This window comes from Dyadobacter sp. CY312 (genome assembly GCF_021390535.1).
Taxonomy (GTDB): Bacteria; Bacteroidota; Bacteroidia; order Cytophagales; family Spirosomataceae; genus Dyadobacter.
In genome coordinates, this window is the sequence record NZ_JAJUXG010000008.1 from 317,029 (window position 1) to 337,410 (window position 20,382).

Annotated in this window: 16 protein-coding genes and 1 tRNA gene; 6 read left to right on the forward strand and 11 right to left on the reverse strand. The window is 42.2% G+C overall.

Annotated features, from left to right (window positions below; genetic code table 11):
- Nucleotides 1-2: 2 nt before the first annotated feature.
- On the reverse strand, nt 3-398 hold the full coding sequence (locus LZG71_RS12685) for a MerC domain-containing protein (protein WP_233820933.1): 396 nt from the start codon (nt 396-398) through the stop codon (nt 3-5).
- A 197-nt stretch (nt 399-595) separates the two neighbouring features.
- Here LZG71_RS12685 and LZG71_RS12690 point away from each other — a divergent pair, with 197 nt between their 5' ends.
- Nucleotides 596-1,009, forward strand: a complete 414-nt coding sequence (locus tag LZG71_RS12690) for a Fur family transcriptional regulator (protein ID WP_233820935.1) — start codon at nt 596-598, stop codon at nt 1,007-1,009.
- Nucleotides 1,010-1,102: 93 nt separating this feature from the next.
- On the opposite strand, the gene LZG71_RS12695 is transcribed toward LZG71_RS12690, so the two are convergent.
- Both LZG71_RS12695 and LZG71_RS12700 read right to left on the reverse strand, forming a co-directional pair.
- Entirely contained in the window at nt 1,103-1,654 is a 552-nt protein-coding gene (locus LZG71_RS12695) for a hypothetical protein (RefSeq protein ID WP_233820937.1), read from the reverse strand.
- Between the two features lie 38 nt (nt 1,655-1,692).
- Complete coding sequence (locus tag LZG71_RS12700) at nt 1,693-4,014, reverse strand: TonB-dependent receptor (protein ID WP_233820939.1); 2,322 nt, start codon at nt 4,012-4,014, stop codon at nt 1,693-1,695.
- A gap of 236 nt (nt 4,015-4,250) precedes the next feature.
- Between LZG71_RS12700 and LZG71_RS12705 the strand changes: the two genes are divergently transcribed.
- Entirely contained in the window at nt 4,251-4,976 is a 726-nt protein-coding gene (locus tag LZG71_RS12705; RefSeq protein ID WP_233820940.1) for a hypothetical protein, read from the forward strand.
- Between the two features lie 43 nt (nt 4,977-5,019).
- Here the strand turns inward: LZG71_RS12705 and LZG71_RS12710 are convergent, their stop codons facing one another.
- The 5 genes from LZG71_RS12710 to LZG71_RS12730 form a co-directional block, all read right to left on the reverse strand.
- A complete protein-coding gene (locus tag LZG71_RS12710; protein WP_233820941.1) occupies nt 5,020-6,081 on the reverse strand; it encodes a 6-bladed beta-propeller in 1,062 nt (353 codons plus the stop codon).
- Between the two features lie 176 nt (nt 6,082-6,257).
- Complete coding sequence (locus LZG71_RS12715; RefSeq protein WP_233820942.1) at nt 6,258-7,220, reverse strand: 1-phosphofructokinase family hexose kinase; 963 nt, start codon at nt 7,218-7,220, stop codon at nt 6,258-6,260.
- A gap of 130 nt (nt 7,221-7,350) precedes the next feature.
- Complete coding sequence (locus tag LZG71_RS12720) at nt 7,351-8,127, reverse strand: SDR family NAD(P)-dependent oxidoreductase (RefSeq protein WP_233820943.1); 777 nt, start codon at nt 8,125-8,127, stop codon at nt 7,351-7,353.
- A 112-nt stretch (nt 8,128-8,239) separates the two neighbouring features.
- Nucleotides 8,240-9,484: an ATP-dependent Clp protease ATP-binding subunit ClpX gene (clpX, locus tag LZG71_RS12725; RefSeq protein WP_233820944.1), complete on the reverse strand. Its 1,245-nt coding sequence runs from the start codon at nt 9,482-9,484 to the stop codon at nt 8,240-8,242.
- A gap of 353 nt (nt 9,485-9,837) precedes the next feature.
- Entirely contained in the window at nt 9,838-10,512 is a 675-nt protein-coding gene (locus LZG71_RS12730; RefSeq protein WP_233820946.1) for a ClpP family protease, read from the reverse strand.
- A gap of 251 nt (nt 10,513-10,763) precedes the next feature.
- On the opposite strand from LZG71_RS12730, the gene LZG71_RS12735 reads away from it, so the two are divergent.
- Nucleotides 10,764-11,141 (forward strand): helix-turn-helix domain-containing protein, encoded by a 378-nt coding sequence (locus tag LZG71_RS12735; protein WP_233820948.1) that lies wholly within the window; start codon nt 10,764-10,766, stop codon nt 11,139-11,141.
- A gap of 137 nt (nt 11,142-11,278) precedes the next feature.
- Here the strand turns inward: LZG71_RS12735 and tig are convergent, their stop codons facing one another.
- Both tig and LZG71_RS12745 read right to left on the reverse strand, forming a co-directional pair.
- Nucleotides 11,279-12,631: a trigger factor gene (gene tig / locus LZG71_RS12740; protein WP_233820950.1), complete on the reverse strand. Its 1,353-nt coding sequence runs from the start codon at nt 12,629-12,631 to the stop codon at nt 11,279-11,281.
- Between the two features lie 159 nt (nt 12,632-12,790).
- Nucleotides 12,791-12,872, reverse strand: a tRNA-Leu gene (locus tag LZG71_RS12745).
- Between the two features lie 123 nt (nt 12,873-12,995).
- On the opposite strand from LZG71_RS12745, the gene LZG71_RS12750 reads away from it, so the two are divergent.
- The 3 genes from LZG71_RS12750 to LZG71_RS12760 all read left to right on the forward strand — a co-directional run bounded on the left by LZG71_RS12750 (nt 12,996) and on the right by LZG71_RS12760 (nt 17,351).
- Nucleotides 12,996-15,332 (forward strand): bifunctional (p)ppGpp synthetase/guanosine-3',5'-bis(diphosphate) 3'-pyrophosphohydrolase, encoded by a 2,337-nt coding sequence (locus tag LZG71_RS12750; RefSeq protein WP_233820952.1) that lies wholly within the window; start codon nt 12,996-12,998, stop codon nt 15,330-15,332.
- A 135-nt stretch (nt 15,333-15,467) separates the two neighbouring features.
- Nucleotides 15,468-15,971 (forward strand): Fur family transcriptional regulator, encoded by a 504-nt coding sequence (locus LZG71_RS12755; RefSeq protein ID WP_233821085.1) that lies wholly within the window; start codon nt 15,468-15,470, stop codon nt 15,969-15,971.
- Between the two features lie 84 nt (nt 15,972-16,055).
- Nucleotides 16,056-17,351 (forward strand): adenylosuccinate synthase, encoded by a 1,296-nt coding sequence (locus tag LZG71_RS12760; RefSeq protein ID WP_233820953.1) that lies wholly within the window; start codon nt 16,056-16,058, stop codon nt 17,349-17,351.
- 58 nt (nt 17,352-17,409) lie between these two features.
- Here the strand turns inward: LZG71_RS12760 and LZG71_RS12765 are convergent, their stop codons facing one another.
- A complete protein-coding gene (locus LZG71_RS12765; RefSeq protein WP_233820954.1) occupies nt 17,410-20,361 on the reverse strand; it encodes a DEAD/DEAH box helicase in 2,952 nt (983 codons plus the stop codon).
- Between the last annotated feature and the right edge of the window lie 21 nt (nt 20,362-20,382).

The window sequence follows — 20,382 nt, forward strand, 5'->3', positions numbered from 1 at the left end:
AATCAGGAAGCTCTGAATTTAAGCCGGGGTGCTATCTGGCAAATGTAAAGGTTGATGAGGTGACCAGCGATCAGAAGACCGGAACCAACATAACCAAGTACGGTGAACGCAGGATGTGCACCTTCAAAAATAAGCGACACGGCGAAAATGACAAGTGCTCCCCACAAAAGAACTCTTAAAGGAATGGATTTATGCTCTTTGGTTGCGAAATATACAGCTGCGCCGTTGATAACTATAAATAGATAATCCAGAGAAACAAGTCCTGTATGTACGTGGTGATCGTGGGCCATTGTGGTACCAAAAGCCAGTGCGGGAACCAGCAGGCAATGTATAATACATAGTACAGAGCCCAAAATTCCTATATAATCCGCTTTGCCGTGTGAGTGTGTTGCTTTCATACTAAATACAATCATGTTGCAAAAATAACGCTATAAGCTTTCATTTGCAACGGTGTTGCAGTATTTAATTTAATTAATTTTATAATTTATTGAGGGATAATATTAAGATTGGATTTTTCCAAACTTAGAACTTAACTTTGGCAGGAAGGGTTTTACTTGTAGTGCAACCTGACAAGCGAACCAAATTGTTAGAAATAATGGAACAATTGAGACAAACATTAAAAGTGCATCACCTGCGGACAACCACTTGTCGGGAGGATGTGCTTTCTACATTTATAAATAAGAAAAATGCGCTTTCTCATGGAGATCTGGAAGGTGCACTTGGAGAAAATTACGACAGAGTTACGATCTATCGCACGCTGAAAACATTTCTGGAAAAAGGCATTATACATAAAGTGCTCGACGATGAAGGGCTGCGTTACGCTTTGTGCTCTCACAGTTGTTCCGAAGAAAAGCATCAGCATGACCATATTCACTTTAAGTGTAATGCTTGTGGAGAAACAAATTGTCTCGAAAATCAGCACATACCGGCAGTGCAGTTACCGCAGGGCTATAAGCCTGAAAACTTCAATCTGTTGATACAAGGGACTTGTCCAAAATGTAATAACTAGTGATTTTCTAAGCTGAAATAAGGGAGTAAAGATTTTCCCTGATGAAAAAGACCGGATGAGGAAACTCCTCATCCGGTCTTTTTCATTAATAGATTATTGTATTTTCAGGTCAAAGTCCACATTTACATCATCGCTTCCCGGCGTTGCAGTTCCGTTTTTAGTGCCTGCCTGATGGCGAAGCTGAACTTTCAATTTTCCGGTTGCTGCTGTACCTGTCACCGCTTTTCCGACAAGACCAATTGGGTAGTTGTTGGCATCCTTATCCTCAGCAGTGTATGTAAGCAAGGCTGCCGGAGATGCAGTGTAGATAAATAAGTGTTCGTCGGATTTTTCTTCTACCTCCTCGGTAATATCCGCCGCAGGGGTTTTGCTTTCATCCAGAAGCTGTATGCCAACAGAGTAGGTCGTATTTGCTTTTAGTGAAATCGCGTCTGTTACTGGTGGATTGCCCCCCTCTCCGTCAGGATCACTGGATTTGAAAGTACTTACATTGGTTGTGCCTTGCTCTGTAAATTTTAGTATCACTGTGGTGATCAGCTCGTTTTCGTCATCCGGCTTTACTTCATCTCCCGAATCTTTACATTGCGTAAATAGGGCCGTCATACCAAAAAGAAGCATCCAGGTTATTTTACGGTTCATTTTCATACTTGATCTGTTATTTTGAATAAAAGTGAAAATTAATTTCAAACACCAAACTTCCATTTCAGGCGTAAGGAGACTTGTCTGCCCATATCGTCCGCGTAATAGCGAAAGCGGTTGAGGTAATCTCTGTAAGCGGTATTAAAAAGGTTCTGAACAGAGATACTGATTTCGAATTCATTTTTTTCTGAAACCGGAAGTGTACCTCCGGCTTGCAGATTCCAAAGCGAATAGGCTTTGGGAGGTGGAGCAAAGTCGCTGTTTGCGGGAACTCTTTTTTGCCGTGCCACGGAAAGGTTGCCAACAGATATAAATGCATCTTTTACCTGCCCTAAAACTGGTAATTGATACTTTAACTGATTGTCCCAGCGGTTCGGCGGAATCATCACCAGGTAGCTGTCATTGCTCTTGTCATACACATTCAGATAACTCAGTTTGCTGGTCAGTGTCAGATTTTTAATAAGTTCCCAGTCTACCGAAAGGTCGATACCTCTGAATACAGCGTTGGTTTGCGTGTATTTAAAATAAGGGAATGCACCTCTGATCGTCAGCATTGGTTCGGGCTGAGGTTTTAAGTAGATGTAATCAGCTATATAATTGTAATAACCACCTAATTCCACAGTCAGCCTGTTTGATGTATATTTTACACTTGCAATGGTATTAATTGCCTGTTCCTGAGTTAGCGTGGAATCTCCCTTTTCATACGCAGCAGCACCATGATGGACGCCATCACTGAAAAGCTCACTCACATTGGGTGCACGCCAGGCAGTACCCACATTGAGCCTTGCTGATAAGGTCTGGGAAATATTTTTTGTTGCACCTAATGTTCCCGAAAAATTAGAAAACGTAAAGTCTGTTGAAACTTTTTCTTTTCTTACAATGCGATGTGTCGCCAAAGTCCTGTAATCATAACGAATACCAGCTTCCATTTCCCAACCATTTTTCGCATATCTTTCAATCCAGAACATACCAATATTGAACTGATTAAAATTAGGGATCAGCGGACGGCCACTCATCAGATTATACTGATACAGTGAACTTACTCCGACTTGTCCACTTATTTTTCCGCCAATGGGCTTGTGATCCCACACCACATCATTGGTTAATGTGTTGAGTTTAAAGGTAAGTTCAGGCCGATTGAGCGCTGCTATGGAATCGTTGCGGGGTCGATGTAAGTCAAATTCGTTCCGATCATTAAGCTGCTGGGCGATGGTCCATTGTATTCTGTTTCCGTCCTTAAAATGGTAATGTGTTTCCGCTTTGATCAGATTATGCGACGCATTCTGATTAGGACGTGCTATATCATAGGTGAAACCAGGCTTAATGAGCGGTTCTCCATTTTTTATGACATTCAGCAGATCGGTTACGCTTCCGATATGAGACCCTGAAAAGATTCCGAGTTGTGTATCAAACCGGCTGTAAAAAACGTCAATGCCAAATCCTTTTAAACGATATCCTACTGATAGTGAGAAGTTTTTTTCACTTAAACCCGTGTTATCCAGATAGTAATTTGGCGTTCGTACATTTCCGCCTCTTTTGAATGTTCCCTGCGCTCGCCAGCCAAAACCTGTAAATCCCTTTATACCCCCCTGAATCGTCGCCGAGGAAACCCCCTGACGGCCATTGGAGAAGCCTACCAGATTAACTTCTCCACTTAAAGATTTATTGAATGGAAGCTCCTCTGGCTCGACCAGAATAACGCCACCAATTGCATCGGAACCATAGCGAACACCAGCTGCGCCCTTCACCACAGAAAGGCGGGTCGCTACAAAAGGATCAATTTCTGGCGCATGTTCAGATCCCCATTGTTGCCCTTCCTGACGCACCCCGTTGTTCATAATTAATACCCTGTTGCTGTGCATTCCATGAATAACAGGTTTTGAGATCGATGAGCCGGTTTGCAGGGATGTTACTCCGGTTAATCCTTTGAGGCTTTCCGCCAGATTATCACCTCTGGTTCTGAATAATTCACTTCCTGATATGGTCGTAAGTGGTTGTGAAGCAGGAGCATCTGTCCGATGAGCCGTTATTTCAACATCATGTAGATGGATTTCATTTTCCTCAATACTGAAATCTTCTTCATGGCCTTCGGTCAGATCTATTTTATGCAAAGAAGAGGTATAGCCAACGATACGGCATTCGAGCTGGTAAGTGCCAGGACAAAGATTGTTAATCTGATATTTACCCTGAGCGTCTGTAAATACACCATTGTTTTGCCCTATAATCAAGACTGTTGCGCCAACAACAGGAAGCCCGCTGTGTTGGTCACGAACCTCACCCTTAATGAAGCAGGCGCAGGATGAATTTTGAGCATAACCAACTGTCACCATAATTGAGAGCAGTAGGCTGAAATATATTTTTATCATTAAGTTCTTCCCAGGTGCTAAGGTGTTGCCGGAATTTTATCTTACTACCAGCGATGTGAATTTTCTATTTATGTTACAACGTTGCAAAAATACATTATATGCAACTGTGTTGCAATGATTATTTGTAAGTATTTTACCTCAAAAGCTCGTTGTAATGTGCTTAGCTGTAAATTTGTGTCTTACATTATCAGAACTATATTAGGTTGTCTCTACTGTTATTGATCAAAATCCTGCTCATGCCGCCTCTCATTGCGGGTGTGACACTAGCGGTAAGAAAATGGGGAGAAGGTTTCGGAGGTTGGATTGGTGGTTTTCCCTGGGTTGCAGGTCCCATTTCGTTTTTCATCGCGATTGAGCATGGCACTTCATTTGCTGCATCCACAATTCCGTCCGCGCTGTTGGGATCCATTGGAACCATGTTTTTTGCTTTGGTATATGCTGTTTCAGCATCCAGATTGAAATGGTTTCCTACTGTGCTTTTAAGTTACGCGGCCTTTTTCGTGGTAGCGCTGGCTTCTCTCGGCAGATCAGTTTCATTAACAGCTGGTATTTTGCTGAACATCGTCGTATTGACAGGAATATTGTATGTTTTTCCAAAACCGAAGAAGAAGAGTGAAACCCGTAAACAGCCTGTTTATGACATTCCTTTAAGAATGCTGGTTGCCACATTGTTCGTTGTGGTACTAACGCAAGCGGCCGATTTTCTTGGTCCTACATGGAGTGGAATTCTAACACCATTTCCGATCATGACTTCCACACTGGCGGTTTTCACACATTCGCAGCAGGGAGGCGATGCAGCTGCCAGAATACTGTACGGATTATTGCTGGCTGGCTACGGATTTGTGGCTTTTCTCGTCGGGGTCTATTGGCTGGTGCCCCTTTTAGGTGTCGGCTGGGCTTATGCGATCCTGACAATCAGTACAATGGTGATCAATGGTATTACAGTAAGACTGGTTCGTTAAATCCCGTATTAAGGTTTATTGAAAACAAACCTTAATATAGATATCAAACCCTTTCCAGTTTTACCGGATAGGTCTTCTTTGCATTCCACTGACAGACGTATATATTCTTGTCGTTATCTACACAAACATCATGGCAGTGCATGAAAATTGGTTTTTCCTGGACCATGAGCTGCAATTGTCCGTTGCGGTATTCGGGTTGAGTTCCTCCGGGATTGGAAATAACCTTGTCGTTTTTGTCAAGAATCGTCACGAAACCGGAATCATTTGTTTGGTTCAAATATCTCAGTCTCGACCAGCATACACCTGAATAGAGCGTTTCTTCCTTAATAACCGGGCGGCATACAAATGCTCCCGGAAGAAACATGGTATTCAGATACTTTCCGTCCAAAGTAAATCTCTTAAAAGAATTGTGTGCACGAGAAGTTACCAAAAGGGTAGGGTTGGCCTTATTCCGATAGTCTACAGTTACGCCATGAGCTGTGGAGAATTGAGCATCACCGTCTCCCGCTCCGCCAAATTTGTCTATAAATTCTCCTTTGGGCGTGTATCTTAATATCCACTGAGAACCGTATCCGTCTGCAACGTAAATTGTGCCATCCGGACCAATGGCGGTTTCGGTAGGTTTAAAAGCGTCACTCTCTTTATACGCCCCTACTTTTGATGGATGTTCAATTGTGAGCAGAATCGTTCCCTTTAAGTCCGTTTTGAAAACTTTTCCTGTGTTAGGGTCGCAGATAAAAAGAAATTCTTCTCCGTTTGCATTCCATAGAGTAAGGCCATGTCCACCTGGAAAATCATGTCCCCAGCTGTCGAGTAATTTACCGGATCGGTCGTAGATCAGAATGTTATTTTTTACCTCATCGCCGATCATCAGGAGCCGTCCTTTGCTGTCCTGCACCATTTCGTGACAATTATTGACCGGAAATTTAGAAGAATCCAGATTCCCCCATCCCTGCTGAACCCTGTACTTATGAGAACCATGTCCAATAATTTCACCGTTGGAACGTGGTTTTGCTTGAAGAATGTAAAATGGCTTAAATGTTATAGCGGCAGCAAGCGTAGCTGTCACTTTGGCGAATTCACGGCGTGAAGGTTTGTCTGTCATTGCTGATCGTTTTATTCCAAAGACAAACTGAATTACTTTTTACTAATTATGTGAATGCTCATCTGCTGGTTTTCATTTGATCGAATATATTAAAGATCGGTAACTATCAGAAAGTAATCTGACAACAAAAAAAGCCCGTTAAAGGGCTTTTAAGATTATAAATATTGGCTTTGTTTTCAAACCGTTGCAGAATATCTTTTTCCATAACGGTTCAGCCAATCCATAAGTCGGTTCACATCCTGCATTTTGAATAATTCGCTTCCTGAGTTCATTGTGGCCGCAGATCCGCAGGCTACACCCATGCGCACGGCTTCACGTAAGGATTTTCCCTGGGAAAGGGTCCATACGATACCGGCAACCATGCTGTCGCCCGCACCGACGGTACTTTTTGGTTGAACAGGAGGAGCTGGTATATGTTCAACCTGATCTTCTGTGACCAGCATTGCACCCATTGCACCCATAGAAACAACCACAACCTCACATTGTCCACGAATAATGAGTGCTCTGGCAGCGTCATCTACCTCATCCATTTCCAGCTTGTCGACACCAACGAGTTGGCTCAATTCCAGTATGTTTGGTTTGAGCATGTACACGCCCGTTTCCGTGGCATATCGCAATGCCTCTCCTGATGTATCTGCAATAAATTTTGCTCCCTGTTTTTGAGCAATTTTGGCCAGCTGTCCATAAAAGTCTTCGGGTACTCCCGGAGGAAGGCTACCACTTGCGATGATGTAAGATGGTTTCGGATCAAATTCTTCCAAAGTTTCCAGAATAGACCGAACTTCTGTTGGCATCATTTCAGTACCCGGCATTCCGAAACGATACTGAAAACCTGTACTTGTTTCGAGTATATGGAAATTCTCTCTGGTCCATTGTTTGGTTTCAATTACCATCGTTTCCACACCTTCACTTTTTACAAGCTTGTGAAGACGCTGTCCGGTAGGTCCGCCAACAGTAAACACCGCTACGGGATTTCCGCCAAGTCTGTGAATGGCTTTGGCCACATTAATGCCTCCGCCTCCCGCTTCATAAGTTGGTGCTTCGCAACGCAATTTATTATCGGGGACAATGCGGTTCACACTTGAACTTTCGTCAAGAGCTGGGTTGATCGTTAAAGTTACAATAGGTCCGGTAGCCATGAATGGATATGGTCGTGGTTAGAAAATGCGACCTCCAATGGGAGATTGCGTACACGAAATTACAGGATTATACTCAAAAAGATGGTTTTGAGGTTCTTTTTAAAATGTTGGCTTATTGGGAAGACACATTTTATAATTGCCCGTCAGTAACATCCCATCCTCCATCAACAGACAAAACCTGACCTGTTGTAAAATTGGAATAGTCGGACATGAAATACACTGCGGCTCCATCCAGGTCCGTAACATGCCCGTAGCGGCCTTTGTTAAGCGGTTGTTTGGTCGCAATGAACTTATCGCGTGCTTCCGAAGCATCTACCAAACCTTCAATAATAGCAGGAGCAACAACATTGACCCGGATATTGTTGGGAGCATAGGTGGAAGCGACAGACTTGGAAAAGCCTATAATCGCAGATTTTGCAGTTGCATATGCATGATTGGCAAAGTGCGTTGGAGAAGGCGAAAAACCAAGAACTGAACTCATATTCAGGATTGAACCTCCTTTATTCATACCCATTAAAGCCCTGACAGCAGCCTGGTTGGAAAGCATCATGGAAGTGAGATTGTGATCCAGGGTTTGGTTCCAGCCACTTAGTGATAAATCATGCAACGGACCATCACCAAATTTCTGACCACTTCCTCCTGCAACATGATATAGGCCGTCGAAACTTCCGAATTCACGGATGCACAATTGAATTGCGTCCAATGCCGTTTGCGGATGTGTAGCGTCTCCCTGTTTTGCCCGGGAGTTGGAACCGAGGTTCAGTTCCGCCAAAAGGCAGTTTTCAGGATTTCGTCCCACCATTACGACATTAGCTCCTGCTTTGATGAATGCTCTCGACGCTGAAAAACCAAGACCGGTCGTTCCGCCTATTACTACAATTGATTTATTAACTAACCAGTTTTCCATGATACTACTGTTTTGACCGCAAAGTAGAGGTATTTGTAATAAATTGAAAATGCCCCGCAATACCAGAAGTGCTGCGGGGCATTTTTAATATAAAATATCGAATGATAACTGACTATGCCACAGAGCGAAGCAAGGCCATCGACGATTTCTCGAATTTTTCCTGTGCGTAATCCAGGGAAAGCGTAAATTCTTTGATTTCCTTCTGAGAAGGCAGATCAAACATGGCGTCTGTCATGATCGATTCACAGATCGAGCGAAGTCCACGTGCACCAAGTTTGTATTGCATAGCCTGATCCACAATGAAATCCAGAACGTCCTCATCGAAATGTAATTTGATACCTTCCATTGCAAAAAGTTTAGCGTACTGCTTCACAAGTGCATTTTTAGGTTCTGTCAAAATACGTCGCAACGTTTCTCTGTCCAAAGGATTCAGGTGCGTCAATACTGGCAAACGACCAATCAACTCAGGAATTAGTCCAAATGACTTCAAATCCATTGCTGTAACGTAGCGCATCAGATTTCCTTTGTCAAATATTTCTATAATGCGGTTGTCACCGGAAAATCCGATCGGGCGTGTATTAATTCGTTTTCCGATGTGACGTTCGATACCATCAAATGCACCTCCACAAATAAACAGAATGTTCTCTGTATTGATAGTAATCATCTTTTGGTCGGGATGCTTACGACCTCCTTGTGGTGGCACGTTTACAGAAGAGCCTTCAAGAAGTTTAAGCAAGGCCTGTTGCACACCTTCGCCGCTTACATCACGGGTGATAGAAGGGTTGTCCGACTTGCGCGCAATTTTATCTATTTCGTCAATGTATACAATTCCACGCTCAGCTGCTTCCACATTGTAGTCAGCCGCTTGCAAAAGACGTGTCAGGATTGTTTCGACATCCTCTCCCACATAACCTGCTTCTGTTACCACGGTTGCATCAGCAACACAAAATGGCACCTGAAGTATACGTGCAATGGATTTTGCAAGATAGGTCTTACCGGTTCCGGTTTCGCCTACCATGATGATATTTGATTTTTCTATCACCACATCGTCATCCGTAGAAGTCTGATTCAGACGTTTGTAGTGGTTGTATACTGCAACAGCCAGAGAACGTTTTGCTTCATCCTGGCCAATTACGTATTGTTCAAGAAAACGCTTGATCTCAGTTGGCGGAATGGATTTTAGCTTGGGTAATTTCGATTTCTTTTCTTTCTTATCTTCCTTAGAGCCTAGTTCTTCGGTAATAACCTGATACCCTTGTGCAATACAGTGATTGCATATGTGGGCATCAATACCCGAAAGTAAAAGGTCAACTTCATTCTTCTTACGTCCGCAGAACGAACAACTTACTTGTGCCATTGATCAATATTTCAGTGATGGTACGATGCAATTCTAAAATAAATCATAACCCAACCGGATTGCGACTGTTGAGAAAACTAAACAAAATGGTTGTACATATTGTTTCAGCCAACCCGATGATTTTGCTCTCGAACAAAGGAGTCCGGTATATTAATTATGGGACGGATAATTTGTAGATGTACCACGAACAAACATCAGAAGCATCAAACAAATTAACCATTGCGCATATGCAGAGCAAACTTGCTGTAAAGTTCCGGTTTTTTGACCGCCTTACCAAATCTGTGGTATACTGTATAACAAAGCCGCCCGGATAATTTCTCATCCGGGCGGCCTTTACTGGTAATCCAGAATGCTTATTTATCTCTTGTAAGAACTTCGTCGATAAGTCCGTATTCTTTTGCTTCGTAAGCACGAAGCCATTTGTCACGATCCGAATCTATTCCGATTTGTTCCGCTGTCTGGCCTGTGTGATTTGCCAGGATCTCATAAAGTTCATGACGCAATTTTACGATTTCACGTGTTGTGATCTCGATGTCAACAGATGTTCCCTGTGCTCCTCCTGATGGCTGGTGAATCATCACCCTTGCGTGTGGAAGTGCAGAACGCTTGCCGGCAGCACCACCTGCCAAAAGTACAGCACCCATAGATGCGGCAAGGCTGGTACATACTGTTGCTACGTCAGGACGTACATATTGCATGGTATCATAAATTCCCAATCCTGCGTAAACCGAGCCTCCCGGGCTGTTGATGTACATCAGGATATCTTTTTTAGCGTCAGCAGATTCGAGGAACAATAGCTGAGCAACGATGATGTTAGCGATATTATCGTCCACTCCCGTTCCCATGAAAATGATACGGTCAGCCATCAATCTTGAAAATACGTCGACCTCTCTGAAGTTCATCGGACGTTCTTCAATTACCGAACGTGTCATATTATCGATAGTATGGTTCATATAACCGTCTACCTTAAGACCGCTCATCCCAAGATGATGAACGGCATATTTTCTAAATTCATTTCCGTGATTCATGAATAAACTTAAATTTTAAAATGATATGTAATTAAAGGGTACATGTTCAGAAGAACAAAAAGGACTTTATCTTAGTTTCTATAACAAATTTGTACTTCGGTTTTTTTTACTGATCACAAATTTGAATATTTCATTGAATAATCCTTGCCTGTTGGTGTGATAAATTATCGAAAATTGCGATTGTCATCTTTTTACAGACGGTATATATTGCACCAAGATTTGGTATGATAAAGAAAAATAAAATTTAAGCTATGGAATTAGCATCAAATTTATCAGAAAGAATTCGTCAGATCAGACTTCAAAAGGGTCTCTCGCAAGAGAATATGGCCGATATGCTGGGTTTATCTACAACAGCCTACGGCGATGTGGAAAGGGGGCGAACTGAACTTTCATTTTCCCGGCTGGAAAATATTGCCAAGCTGCTGGATGTCCCGCTTCCCGAATTATTGGGTTTTGAATCGCTCACCATGTCAGAAACCGAATGGCTGCGTCAGGAAAATACGAGGCTACTGGCAGTCAATAGCCGCTTGCAAAATGAAGTAGAGCAATGGAAGGCCAAATTCAAGTTATGGTTTGGTGAGGGAGTGATCAGGCAGATAGGGGAGCAGCGGGAGAAGATTGGGTTTTAGTCAGGAGTTTTGAGTAAACAGTTCAAAGTGCGTGAAAAACAAAAGAGTCCAAAGTAACAGACCACTGTCAACTTTGAACTCTTTTATGAATAGTCAAGAAACTGTTTACTGAAAAGTGTAAACTCCTGACTTAAAATCTATACTTCTTCCTTCGCTTCTCCTTTTGCAAGAGCTTCGAATTCGCTTACTTCAATAGTTTGTTCATCGGTGCTAACTTGTCCGCGAATTACGTCAAGTACTTTGTTGTCAAATACCTGATTGAAAATGCTTGTGTAGTTATCGCGTTCTTTATCAGCAAGGTAACCTTGTGCAACACGGTCGATGGTTTCTTTCATGCTGTCATCGTCTCCGTAAATGCCAAACTGACCTTTTACCATTTCACGGGTAAAATCAAGAATTTCCGGATACTCCACTTTTATAGCAGCAGTATCAGCAATTTTATTCTTGATCAGGCTAAGCTTTAAAGATTTCTGGAAATCAGTGAATTGCTCTTCAATCTGCTCACGGGTAAACTTGCCTTCGTTTGTTTTTTCAAGCCAGTTTTTAAGGAATTCTTCAGGTACTTCAATAGCAATGTTATCAATCAAAGCTGTTTCGATGTCACGACGAAGAAGTGCTTCTGTTTCTCTTTCGTAGTTGCTCTTAATGATTTCAAGAACTTTTTCTTTGAAAGATTCCTCAGTATCTGCAACACCTGGTCCTAATACTTTATCAAAAAACTCATTGTTTAATTCAGCAGGAGCCTGACGGGTGATGTCTTCTACTACCAAAGTATATTCTCCGGATAGTTCGCTAACGTCTTCTTTTTTCTTGCCGGTGATGTGTGCAATCGCAGCCTGATCAGCAAATGTGGTTTGGATATCAAACGTAATTATATCGTCTTTTTTAACACCGATGAATTTAGCCTGATTTGCTTCGTTAACCTGTTTTGTAGGAACTGCAGTGCGTGTAGTGAATTCAGTTGATTCTTGTTTCAGTTCGCCAAAAATCATATCCCCAACTTCACTTACCTCAGGATGAGCGCTGTCAGCGAATCTTTCGCGAAGACTGTCCAAAGTTTTGTTCAGTTCGTTATCGTCAACGTTGATTGAATAACGTTTTACTGCCGGAAGCTCGGAAAGGTTTGCATCAAAATCAGTTGCAATACCCAGGTCGTAGCTAAATTCAAATTCGTTTGGGGTATCCCAGTTTACTTCGTCAGCAGATTTGCGGTCAGGAATTGGATCCCCAACAACCTGCAATTTATTTTCACGGATATAGTTGCTCACTGCACCGCTCAGAAGATTGTTTACTTCGTCTACCAGGATGCTCTTACCATACATGCGCTGAATTACATGAGCCGGCACTTTTCCTGGACGGAAACCTTTCAAATTCACACGTTTTGAATAATCCTTGATGGTTTTATCAACTTTTGGCTGATAATCCTCTTTGGTCAGCTTTACTTTAAGTGAAGCTAATGTCGGCGAATTTTTCTCTAATAAAACTTCCATGCTTTCCTTTATGATATTGGTAAATTCTTTTTTAGATAAATTGAAAATGAAAAATGCCCTCAAAACATAGTCCTGAGGGCATTTGACGGGTTAATTACGGAGCAATTTATTTCTAAATTTAATTAGGAATACGACGCCCCGTCACTCCCTTGCTATTCGTACGGGCGGAGGGAATCGAACCCCCACGCCTTGCGGCACTAGATCCTAAGTCTAGCACGTCTACCAGTTCCGCCACGCCCGCTCTTAGTTTTTTGTTCCGTTTATCAACTCGATCGTTGAATTGGGAGTGCAAAGGTATGTTAATTTTTTTAATACATCCAAATTTTTTTAAAAAATTTATGTTTTGGTAAAATGATATTGAATAATGTCACTAAAATTTGTTATTTTGGTGAAGCGTACTAATTACTATTTAGCAGTGGAGCAACTCGTTGAATCCCTCAATATTGACCTTGAGCAGGAGCGTAAGGATATTCTCAAAAAATACAGAAGACTATTAAGGACAGCAAAGCCTTTTTTGAAGGATAACGATGCCAAACTTATAAAAAAAGCCTTTTATACCTCCGTAGAGGCGCATAAAGACATGCGTCGCAGATCGGGAGAACCCTATATTTACCACCCGCTGGCAGTAGCTCAGATCGTTGTTGAAGAGATTGGTTTGGGTACCACAGGAATCGTAGCAGCACTCTTGCATGATGTTGTGGAAGATACCGACATGCGTATTGAAGATATTGAGCGACTGTTCGGGAAAAAGGTTGCGAAAATTATTGACGGTCTCACCAAAATATCTGGAAGGTTCGAATACGGGACCTCGCAGCAAGCAGAAAATTTCAGAAAAATGCTTCTGACGCTCTCGGATGATGTGCGTGTGATCCTGGTGAAACTGGCTGACCGTTTGCATAACATGCGTACGCTCGACAGTATGCCTCGTGACAAACAGCTGAAAATTGCCTCAGAAACGATTTTTATATATGCTCCGCTTGCCCACAGGTTGGGTTTATACAGTATTAAGTCAGAGCTGGAAGAGCTGTATCTTAAATATACAGAGCCGCAGGAGTATAGGGCTATCGCCAGGAAATTGAGAGAAACAAAAGGTATTCGTGACCGGTTTATTTCCAAATTTATGGAGCCGATCGCACAGGACCTTGAAGTTGCCGGTTTGAACTTTATTCTGAAAGGAAGACCAAAGTCGATTTATTCCATTTGGAATAAGATGCGAAAGCAAAACAAGCCGTTTGAAGAGATTTATGACCTTTTTGCCGTTAGGATCGTGCTGGAATCTTCGGTAGAAGGAGATAGAGAGAAGGCAATTTGCTGGCAGGCATACTCCATCGTGACTGATCATTATAAGCCCAACCCCGATCGGCTTAAAGACTTTTTGAGTACGCCACGCGCCAACGGTTATCAGTCGTTGCATTCGACGGTAATGAGTAAAAGCGGGCAGTGGGTGGAGGTGCAGATACGCACGTCCAGAATGGATGAAATTGCCGAAAAGGGATATGCGGCCCATTGGAAATACAAAGGGAACGATACCAAGGTACGTGGTAATATTGAGCAGTGGATCACGCAGGTGCGGGAAACGTTGGAGAACGGTTTTGGAGACAAAACGGCCGCAATAGAGTTTCTGGATGAGTTCAGGAGCAATTTGTTCAATGAGGAAGTGTTTGTGTTTACGCCTAAAGGTGAGCTGAAAGTGCTGCAGAGCGGCGCTACGGCTCTGGACTTTGCATTCGACATTCACTCAGAAGTCGGTGCGCATTGCATGGCAGCCAAAGTGGGTGGAATACTGGTTCCTATCAGCTATGTGCTCAACAACGGGGATCAGATCGAGATCATAACTTCGGCTAAACAAAAGCCTAATGAAGATTGGCTTCGTATTGTAGTCACCTCAAAGGCCAGATCCAGGATTAAGGATTTTCTCAAAGAAGATAATCGTCGCTATGAAACAGATGGACGGCAACTGGTAGAAAAAAAATTAAAAGTACTTGGAATAGAACTTACAGCGGAGGTTACCAACCAGCTTCGGGCTTTTTTTGAATGTAAAACAACTGCTGATTTCTTTTACAGGATTGGCAAAGCATATATTCACCTCGACGAGTTAAAAAGATTCAAAAGAGATAAGGAGGCCAAGGAGCGGAAAGCAGGTGAAAACACAACCATACCGCCTGTTGCTGCAAACAGTGATGGCAAGGCATTTACCAAACTTTTAAAAAATATTCATGGCGACAGAGCCGATAGCGATACTCTGCTGATAGGTGATGACATGGATAAAATTGATTACAAGCTTGCCCCATGCTGTAATCCAATTGCCGGAGATGACGTATTTGGTTTTGTTACCATTAATGAAGGTATCAAAATTCACCGTACTACCTGCCCGAATGCGGCGGAGTTGATGTCAAAACATGGTAACAGAATTATCAAAGCCAAATGGGAGTCCAGTAAGGAAGAAGCGTTTCTGGCAGGGCTATACATATCAGGAACAGATCGAGTTGGGTTGATTAATGACGTGACGCGAATCATTTCCAATGAGCTTCACATTAATATGCGGGGTCTTACCATTGACACCAAAGACGGCGTTTTTAATGGTGATATAAGGCTGTATGTACAGGATACAAGCCATTTGGATATACTGATAAATAAATTGGAAGAAGTAGAAGGTGTTTACAAAGTGCAGCGATTTGATACCAATTTGAACGGAAAATAGTTATCTATGAACCAATACATATGATACTTGTTATGAAACTGGTATTGGTTCCGGCAGTTCCAAATTTGATGTTAGCTGCCACATAGTCACCTTGTTTAAGTAAAAAAGCGTAATTTGCGCAAGATTTCAAAAGATATGCCACAAGCCAGCAAACCAAATTTTGAAGCCGCCAAGAAAATCTTAACGGCTTACTTAGAAAATAAAGGACTTCGGAAAACACCTGAGCGTTTTGCGATCCTGGAAGAGATATATACGAGGGAGGATCATTTTGATGTGGATGAGCTTTACATCAGTATGAAGAATAAACGCTACAGGGTAAGTCGTGCTACGGTATACAATACCCTTGACGTACTTGTGGACTGTGATCTGGTAACCAAGCATCAATTTGGAAAAAACCTGGCACAGTTTGAAAAATCATACGGAAATAAACAGCACGATCATTTGATCTGTACCGATTGCCATAAAGTAATGGAGTTCTGCGATCCGCGTATCCAGTCCATTCAGAATATGGTTGGGGAAATGCTCAACTTTAGTGTTATGCACCATTCCCTCATATTTTACGGTAACTGCACCAAAGAGAATTGCCAGAATCGTAGTGAAATTGGTCAGGAAGTGTCTGTTGCTCACGAAAGAGATTAGTAGTTTTGTTGCTCCGTCCGGTTCTGACTGCATGAGCCGGCAGTCTTGCATGAAAAATTTTATTTTTTAGTAATCAATTATTAGATGAAAGTTGATGTATTGCTTGGTCTCCAGTGGGGAGATGAGGGTAAAGGGAAAATTGTGGACGTTCTTGCGCCGCGTTATAATGTCGTAGCCCGTTTTCAGGGAGGTCCCAATGCAGGACATACTCTTGAATTTGACGGCATTAAACATGTCTTGCATCAAATTCCATCAGGGATTTTCCGCAGCGATATTCAAAATATCATCGGAAACGGTGTAGTATTGGATCCTATTGTTTTCAAACGTGAAGTTGAAAATTTAGGGAAATACAATCTGGATTTATTCAGTAATCTGTTTGTATCTAAAAAGGCGTCATTAATTCTGCCTACCCATGCGTTGCTTGATGCGGCGTATGAGCGCTCCAAAGGTGATTCAAAAATCGGTTCTACTTTAAGAGGCATCGGTCCAACCTATCAGGATAAGATTGCCCGTCTCGGACTTCGTGTTGGTGATGTTTTATCTCCAAATTTTGCTGATAAATACAAAAAACTGGTTGACGCGCACAAAGTAATTCTTGACTTTTATGCGTTTGACTATTCTGCAGCATTACCACAATCGGAAGAAAATTTCTTTGCTGCTATTGAGTTCATGAAGCAGTTCACACTGGTAGACAGTGAGTATGTTGTAAACGATGCGCTTACGGCTGGAAGATCGGTTTTGGCAGAAGGTGCACAAGGCTCTCTGCTGGACATTGATTTTGGTTCTTATCCTTTCGTGACCAGTTCTACAACCATGGCTGCCGGTGCATGTACAGGTCTGGGAATTGCCCCGAGTCAGGTAGGAGAGGTATTCGGTATATTCAAGGCTTATTGCACGCGGGTTGGAAGTGGTCCTTTCCCAACAGAATTGTTGGAAGAAACGGGAGAAAAAATGCGCCAGGAAGGTCGTGAGTTTGGTGCAACCACCGGGCGTCCGCGTCGTTGTGGATGGTTGGATTTGCCAGCTCTTAAATATGCGATCATGATCAACGGTGTTACGCAATTGATTATGATGAAGGTGGATGTGTTGACGGTTTTTGATAGAATTAACGTTTGTACACACTATCGCCTGCCAGATGGAACTACCACCGATCAGCTTCCTTATGATTTGTGTGACGAAACAGTAGAGCCAATCTATCGCGAATTTGAAGGATGGCAGCAATCCCTGGATGGAATCTATGATTTCGAAGCAATTCCGTCTCAGCTACTTGCTTATGTGAAATTTCTGGAAGAAGAATTGAACCTGCCAATTACTTTTATTTCAACAGGTCCTGATCGTGAAGCGTTGATCAGCCGTGAAATATCTGCCCAGTTGAGCTAAGGAAATATATTTGAGGTGAAAGAATCCTGTCTGAAATTTTTCGGGCAGGATTCTTTTTTTATGAAAGCAGGCTCAGTACATCCTCTTTTGTAAGTGATTTAACAAAACCGTCTTCGCTGGATATGAGGTCGTCGGCCAATTGTTTCTTGGTTTGTTGCAGGGCAAGAATCTTCTCTTCGACGGAATTTTTGGTAATAAATTTGTACGTAAATACCGTCCGTTGCTGACCAATACGGTGAGCCCGGTCTACGGCCTGCGCCTCAATGGCTGGGTTCCACCACGGATCAAGAATGAACACGTAGTCAGCTGCTGTCAGATTCAGTCCTAGTCCACCTGCTTTAAGAGAAATAAGGAAGACTTTGATATCTTCATTATTTTGAAAATTTTCGACCTGAGTCTGTCTGTCCTTGGTTGAACCGTCCAGATAAGAATAGGTGATTTTCTCTTTATTCAGGTAATTCCTGAAAAGATCAAGGTGTTTAATATATTGGCTGAATATCAATATCTTGTGATTCTCTCCCAATACCGTCTGTATCTTGTGAAGAACATCCTCAAACTTTCCTGAACCATCTTCATATTCAGCATCGACCATTCTGGGATGATTTGCCAATTGTCGTAATTTGGTAAGTCCCTGTAATACCACCATCTGGGATTTTGAGAAACCTTCAGAGTCAATACTTTGTAATATCAGGTTCCGGTAATAAGCTTTCGATTCTTCGTAAGCTTTTTCCTGTTCTTCTGTCATATCGCAGTATTGAATGCTTTCCACTTTCTCGGGAAGATCCGTTGCAACCTGCGATTTATGACGGCGAAGAATAAAGGGTTTGATCAGATTATAGAGCCGCTTGCTTTTCTCAGCATCATTACGTTTTTCAATTGGAATCTGGAATTCATCCCTGAAAAATGTTTGCGTTCCCAGCAATCCCGGATTAACGAATGACATTTGAGACCATAAGTCGAGGGTGCTGTTTTCAATAGGTGTACCTGTCAGGATTAACCTGTTGGCTGAGTTCAGTTTCCTGACCGCCTTCGTTATTATGGAAGAAGGATTTTTAATCGCCTGAGATTCATCCAGAATAACGTAATTGAAACGGTAAGATTGAATGATGTTAATGTCTAGCCGCACTATACCATAGGATGTCAGAATCAGATCATATTGGCTAAATTGCTCTGTGCTTTTTTCGCGGTATGTTCCCGTGTAAACATGTACCTTAAGATCGGGTGTAAATCTCTTGGCTTCCAGTACCCAGTTGTAAATGAGCGAGGTGGGCATTATTAGCAAGGACGGTTCAGAAATACCCTGTTCTTTTTGCGACTGCAAAAATGCAAGCGTTTGAACCGTTTTTCCAAGACCCATATCATCAGCCAGGCAGCCACCAAAACGATACTGATTTAGAAAATGAAGCCAATCGTATCCCGATTTTTGATACGGTCGTAAAATCCCTTTGAAATGAACCGGTTGCTCAGTAGGTTCTATGTGATTAAAGTCGCGGAGATTCTCAAGTTTTCGGCTGATCACAGCACTTGCCAGATTGTCCTCCCTCAACTCCTGAACCAGAGCCAGATGGTGCATTTTTAGCCTCAGCTCACCTTCATGATTTTCCGTGAAAGAAAACAGCTCTGAGTATTTTGTAAACCACCATTCCGGAATTACAGCTGTTTCTCCATTCGGTAAAAGAAATTCCTTTTTCTGGTTGAGAATGTAATTTTTAAGCTGAATGAATGGTATTTCAAATTCTCCAAACTGTACTTTGGCATGAATATCGAACCAGTCTCTTCCTTCCTGGATAGAAATGTCCAGCGATGAATAGCCAAGAAAGTAACGTTTTGAATCGGCAGTGTTTTGTTTAAGCTGAATGCCATGCTCTTCAAGCAGATTCGCATTGGTTTGAAGCCATCCGAACGCCTCTGATTTAGGAAGCATTATTTTTCCATTACGAATATTTAGTCCCCAGCTTTTTATCCTGTCTAATTGTTGTTTTTCGGAAGATAGGTCTCTCTTTACTTTATGAAAGAAATATTCCGTTCCTTTTTTTTCAATCGATACACTCGATGGAGCCGCGTCAGAGTCCGTTCTGAATGCAAAATTTCCAAGACCGTATTGGAAGGACAGATCCAATATTACTTCATTATCGTCGGGCTCATCAGTCACAACTTCAGTATTATCTGAATCAGCAAAAAGAAGCATTTCAGATTTTTTAAAATTTGCCGCGGTATCTGATATGGTCAGAACTGTTTTCGGAGAAGAGGTGATATTTCTGATCTCGAAACCTCTAGCAACCACATCATACGATGCAATAAGAGGAGCCACAAACTTGCGGTAGTATTGCTCCTCTACTTTGCCTGGTATGGCAATAAATTTTTTGGCAAGAAATGGCTTGATTTTCTTACCATCTACGTCACCTGCAAAGTGATACAAATGTGCGTCAACGATAAGCCATGCCGGTTCTTCACAGATCAGTATTGCATTCTTGTATTGAAAATCCAGTTTTTCGTATTTAAATCTGATTGTAGGAAAGTAATGGGTGTTGTCTTCATTGCGTACAAAATGAAAGCGGATTGTGGCTTTTTCAGTCTCCCGGACAATCTGCTTCCAGAGTGGGTTTCCGTCACTACCCATGATGAACAAACTTTTACCATCAAGTCTTTCCAGTATTTGCGCTTTGGTTTTTTCGAGATAATTAAAGATGGCTTCCTGAGTCCCTTTGTCTCCCTTTTGAGGATCGTACACTTTTAGGAAAAAATCAACAGCATGTAATTTTTTTGGATTGAATTTTTTCAGGATTGCATCCTGCTGAATATCGTCAATGAGGTTGACGAGTTCGACGTCCTTTTCATCAATGCCGGAATTGAACTCGTTTATGTTTTTAGAAGAAATGTTTTGTATTAAAAACGAAAAATCACCCTGATGATCCAGCTGAACCACGAAGGTTTCAAAAATATAGCCGAGATACTCATGATTCAGAATCGAATAGACGATCTTGAAGGGTTGCAGGGGAGATACTTTCATCAGATGATACGTTGAACGGAC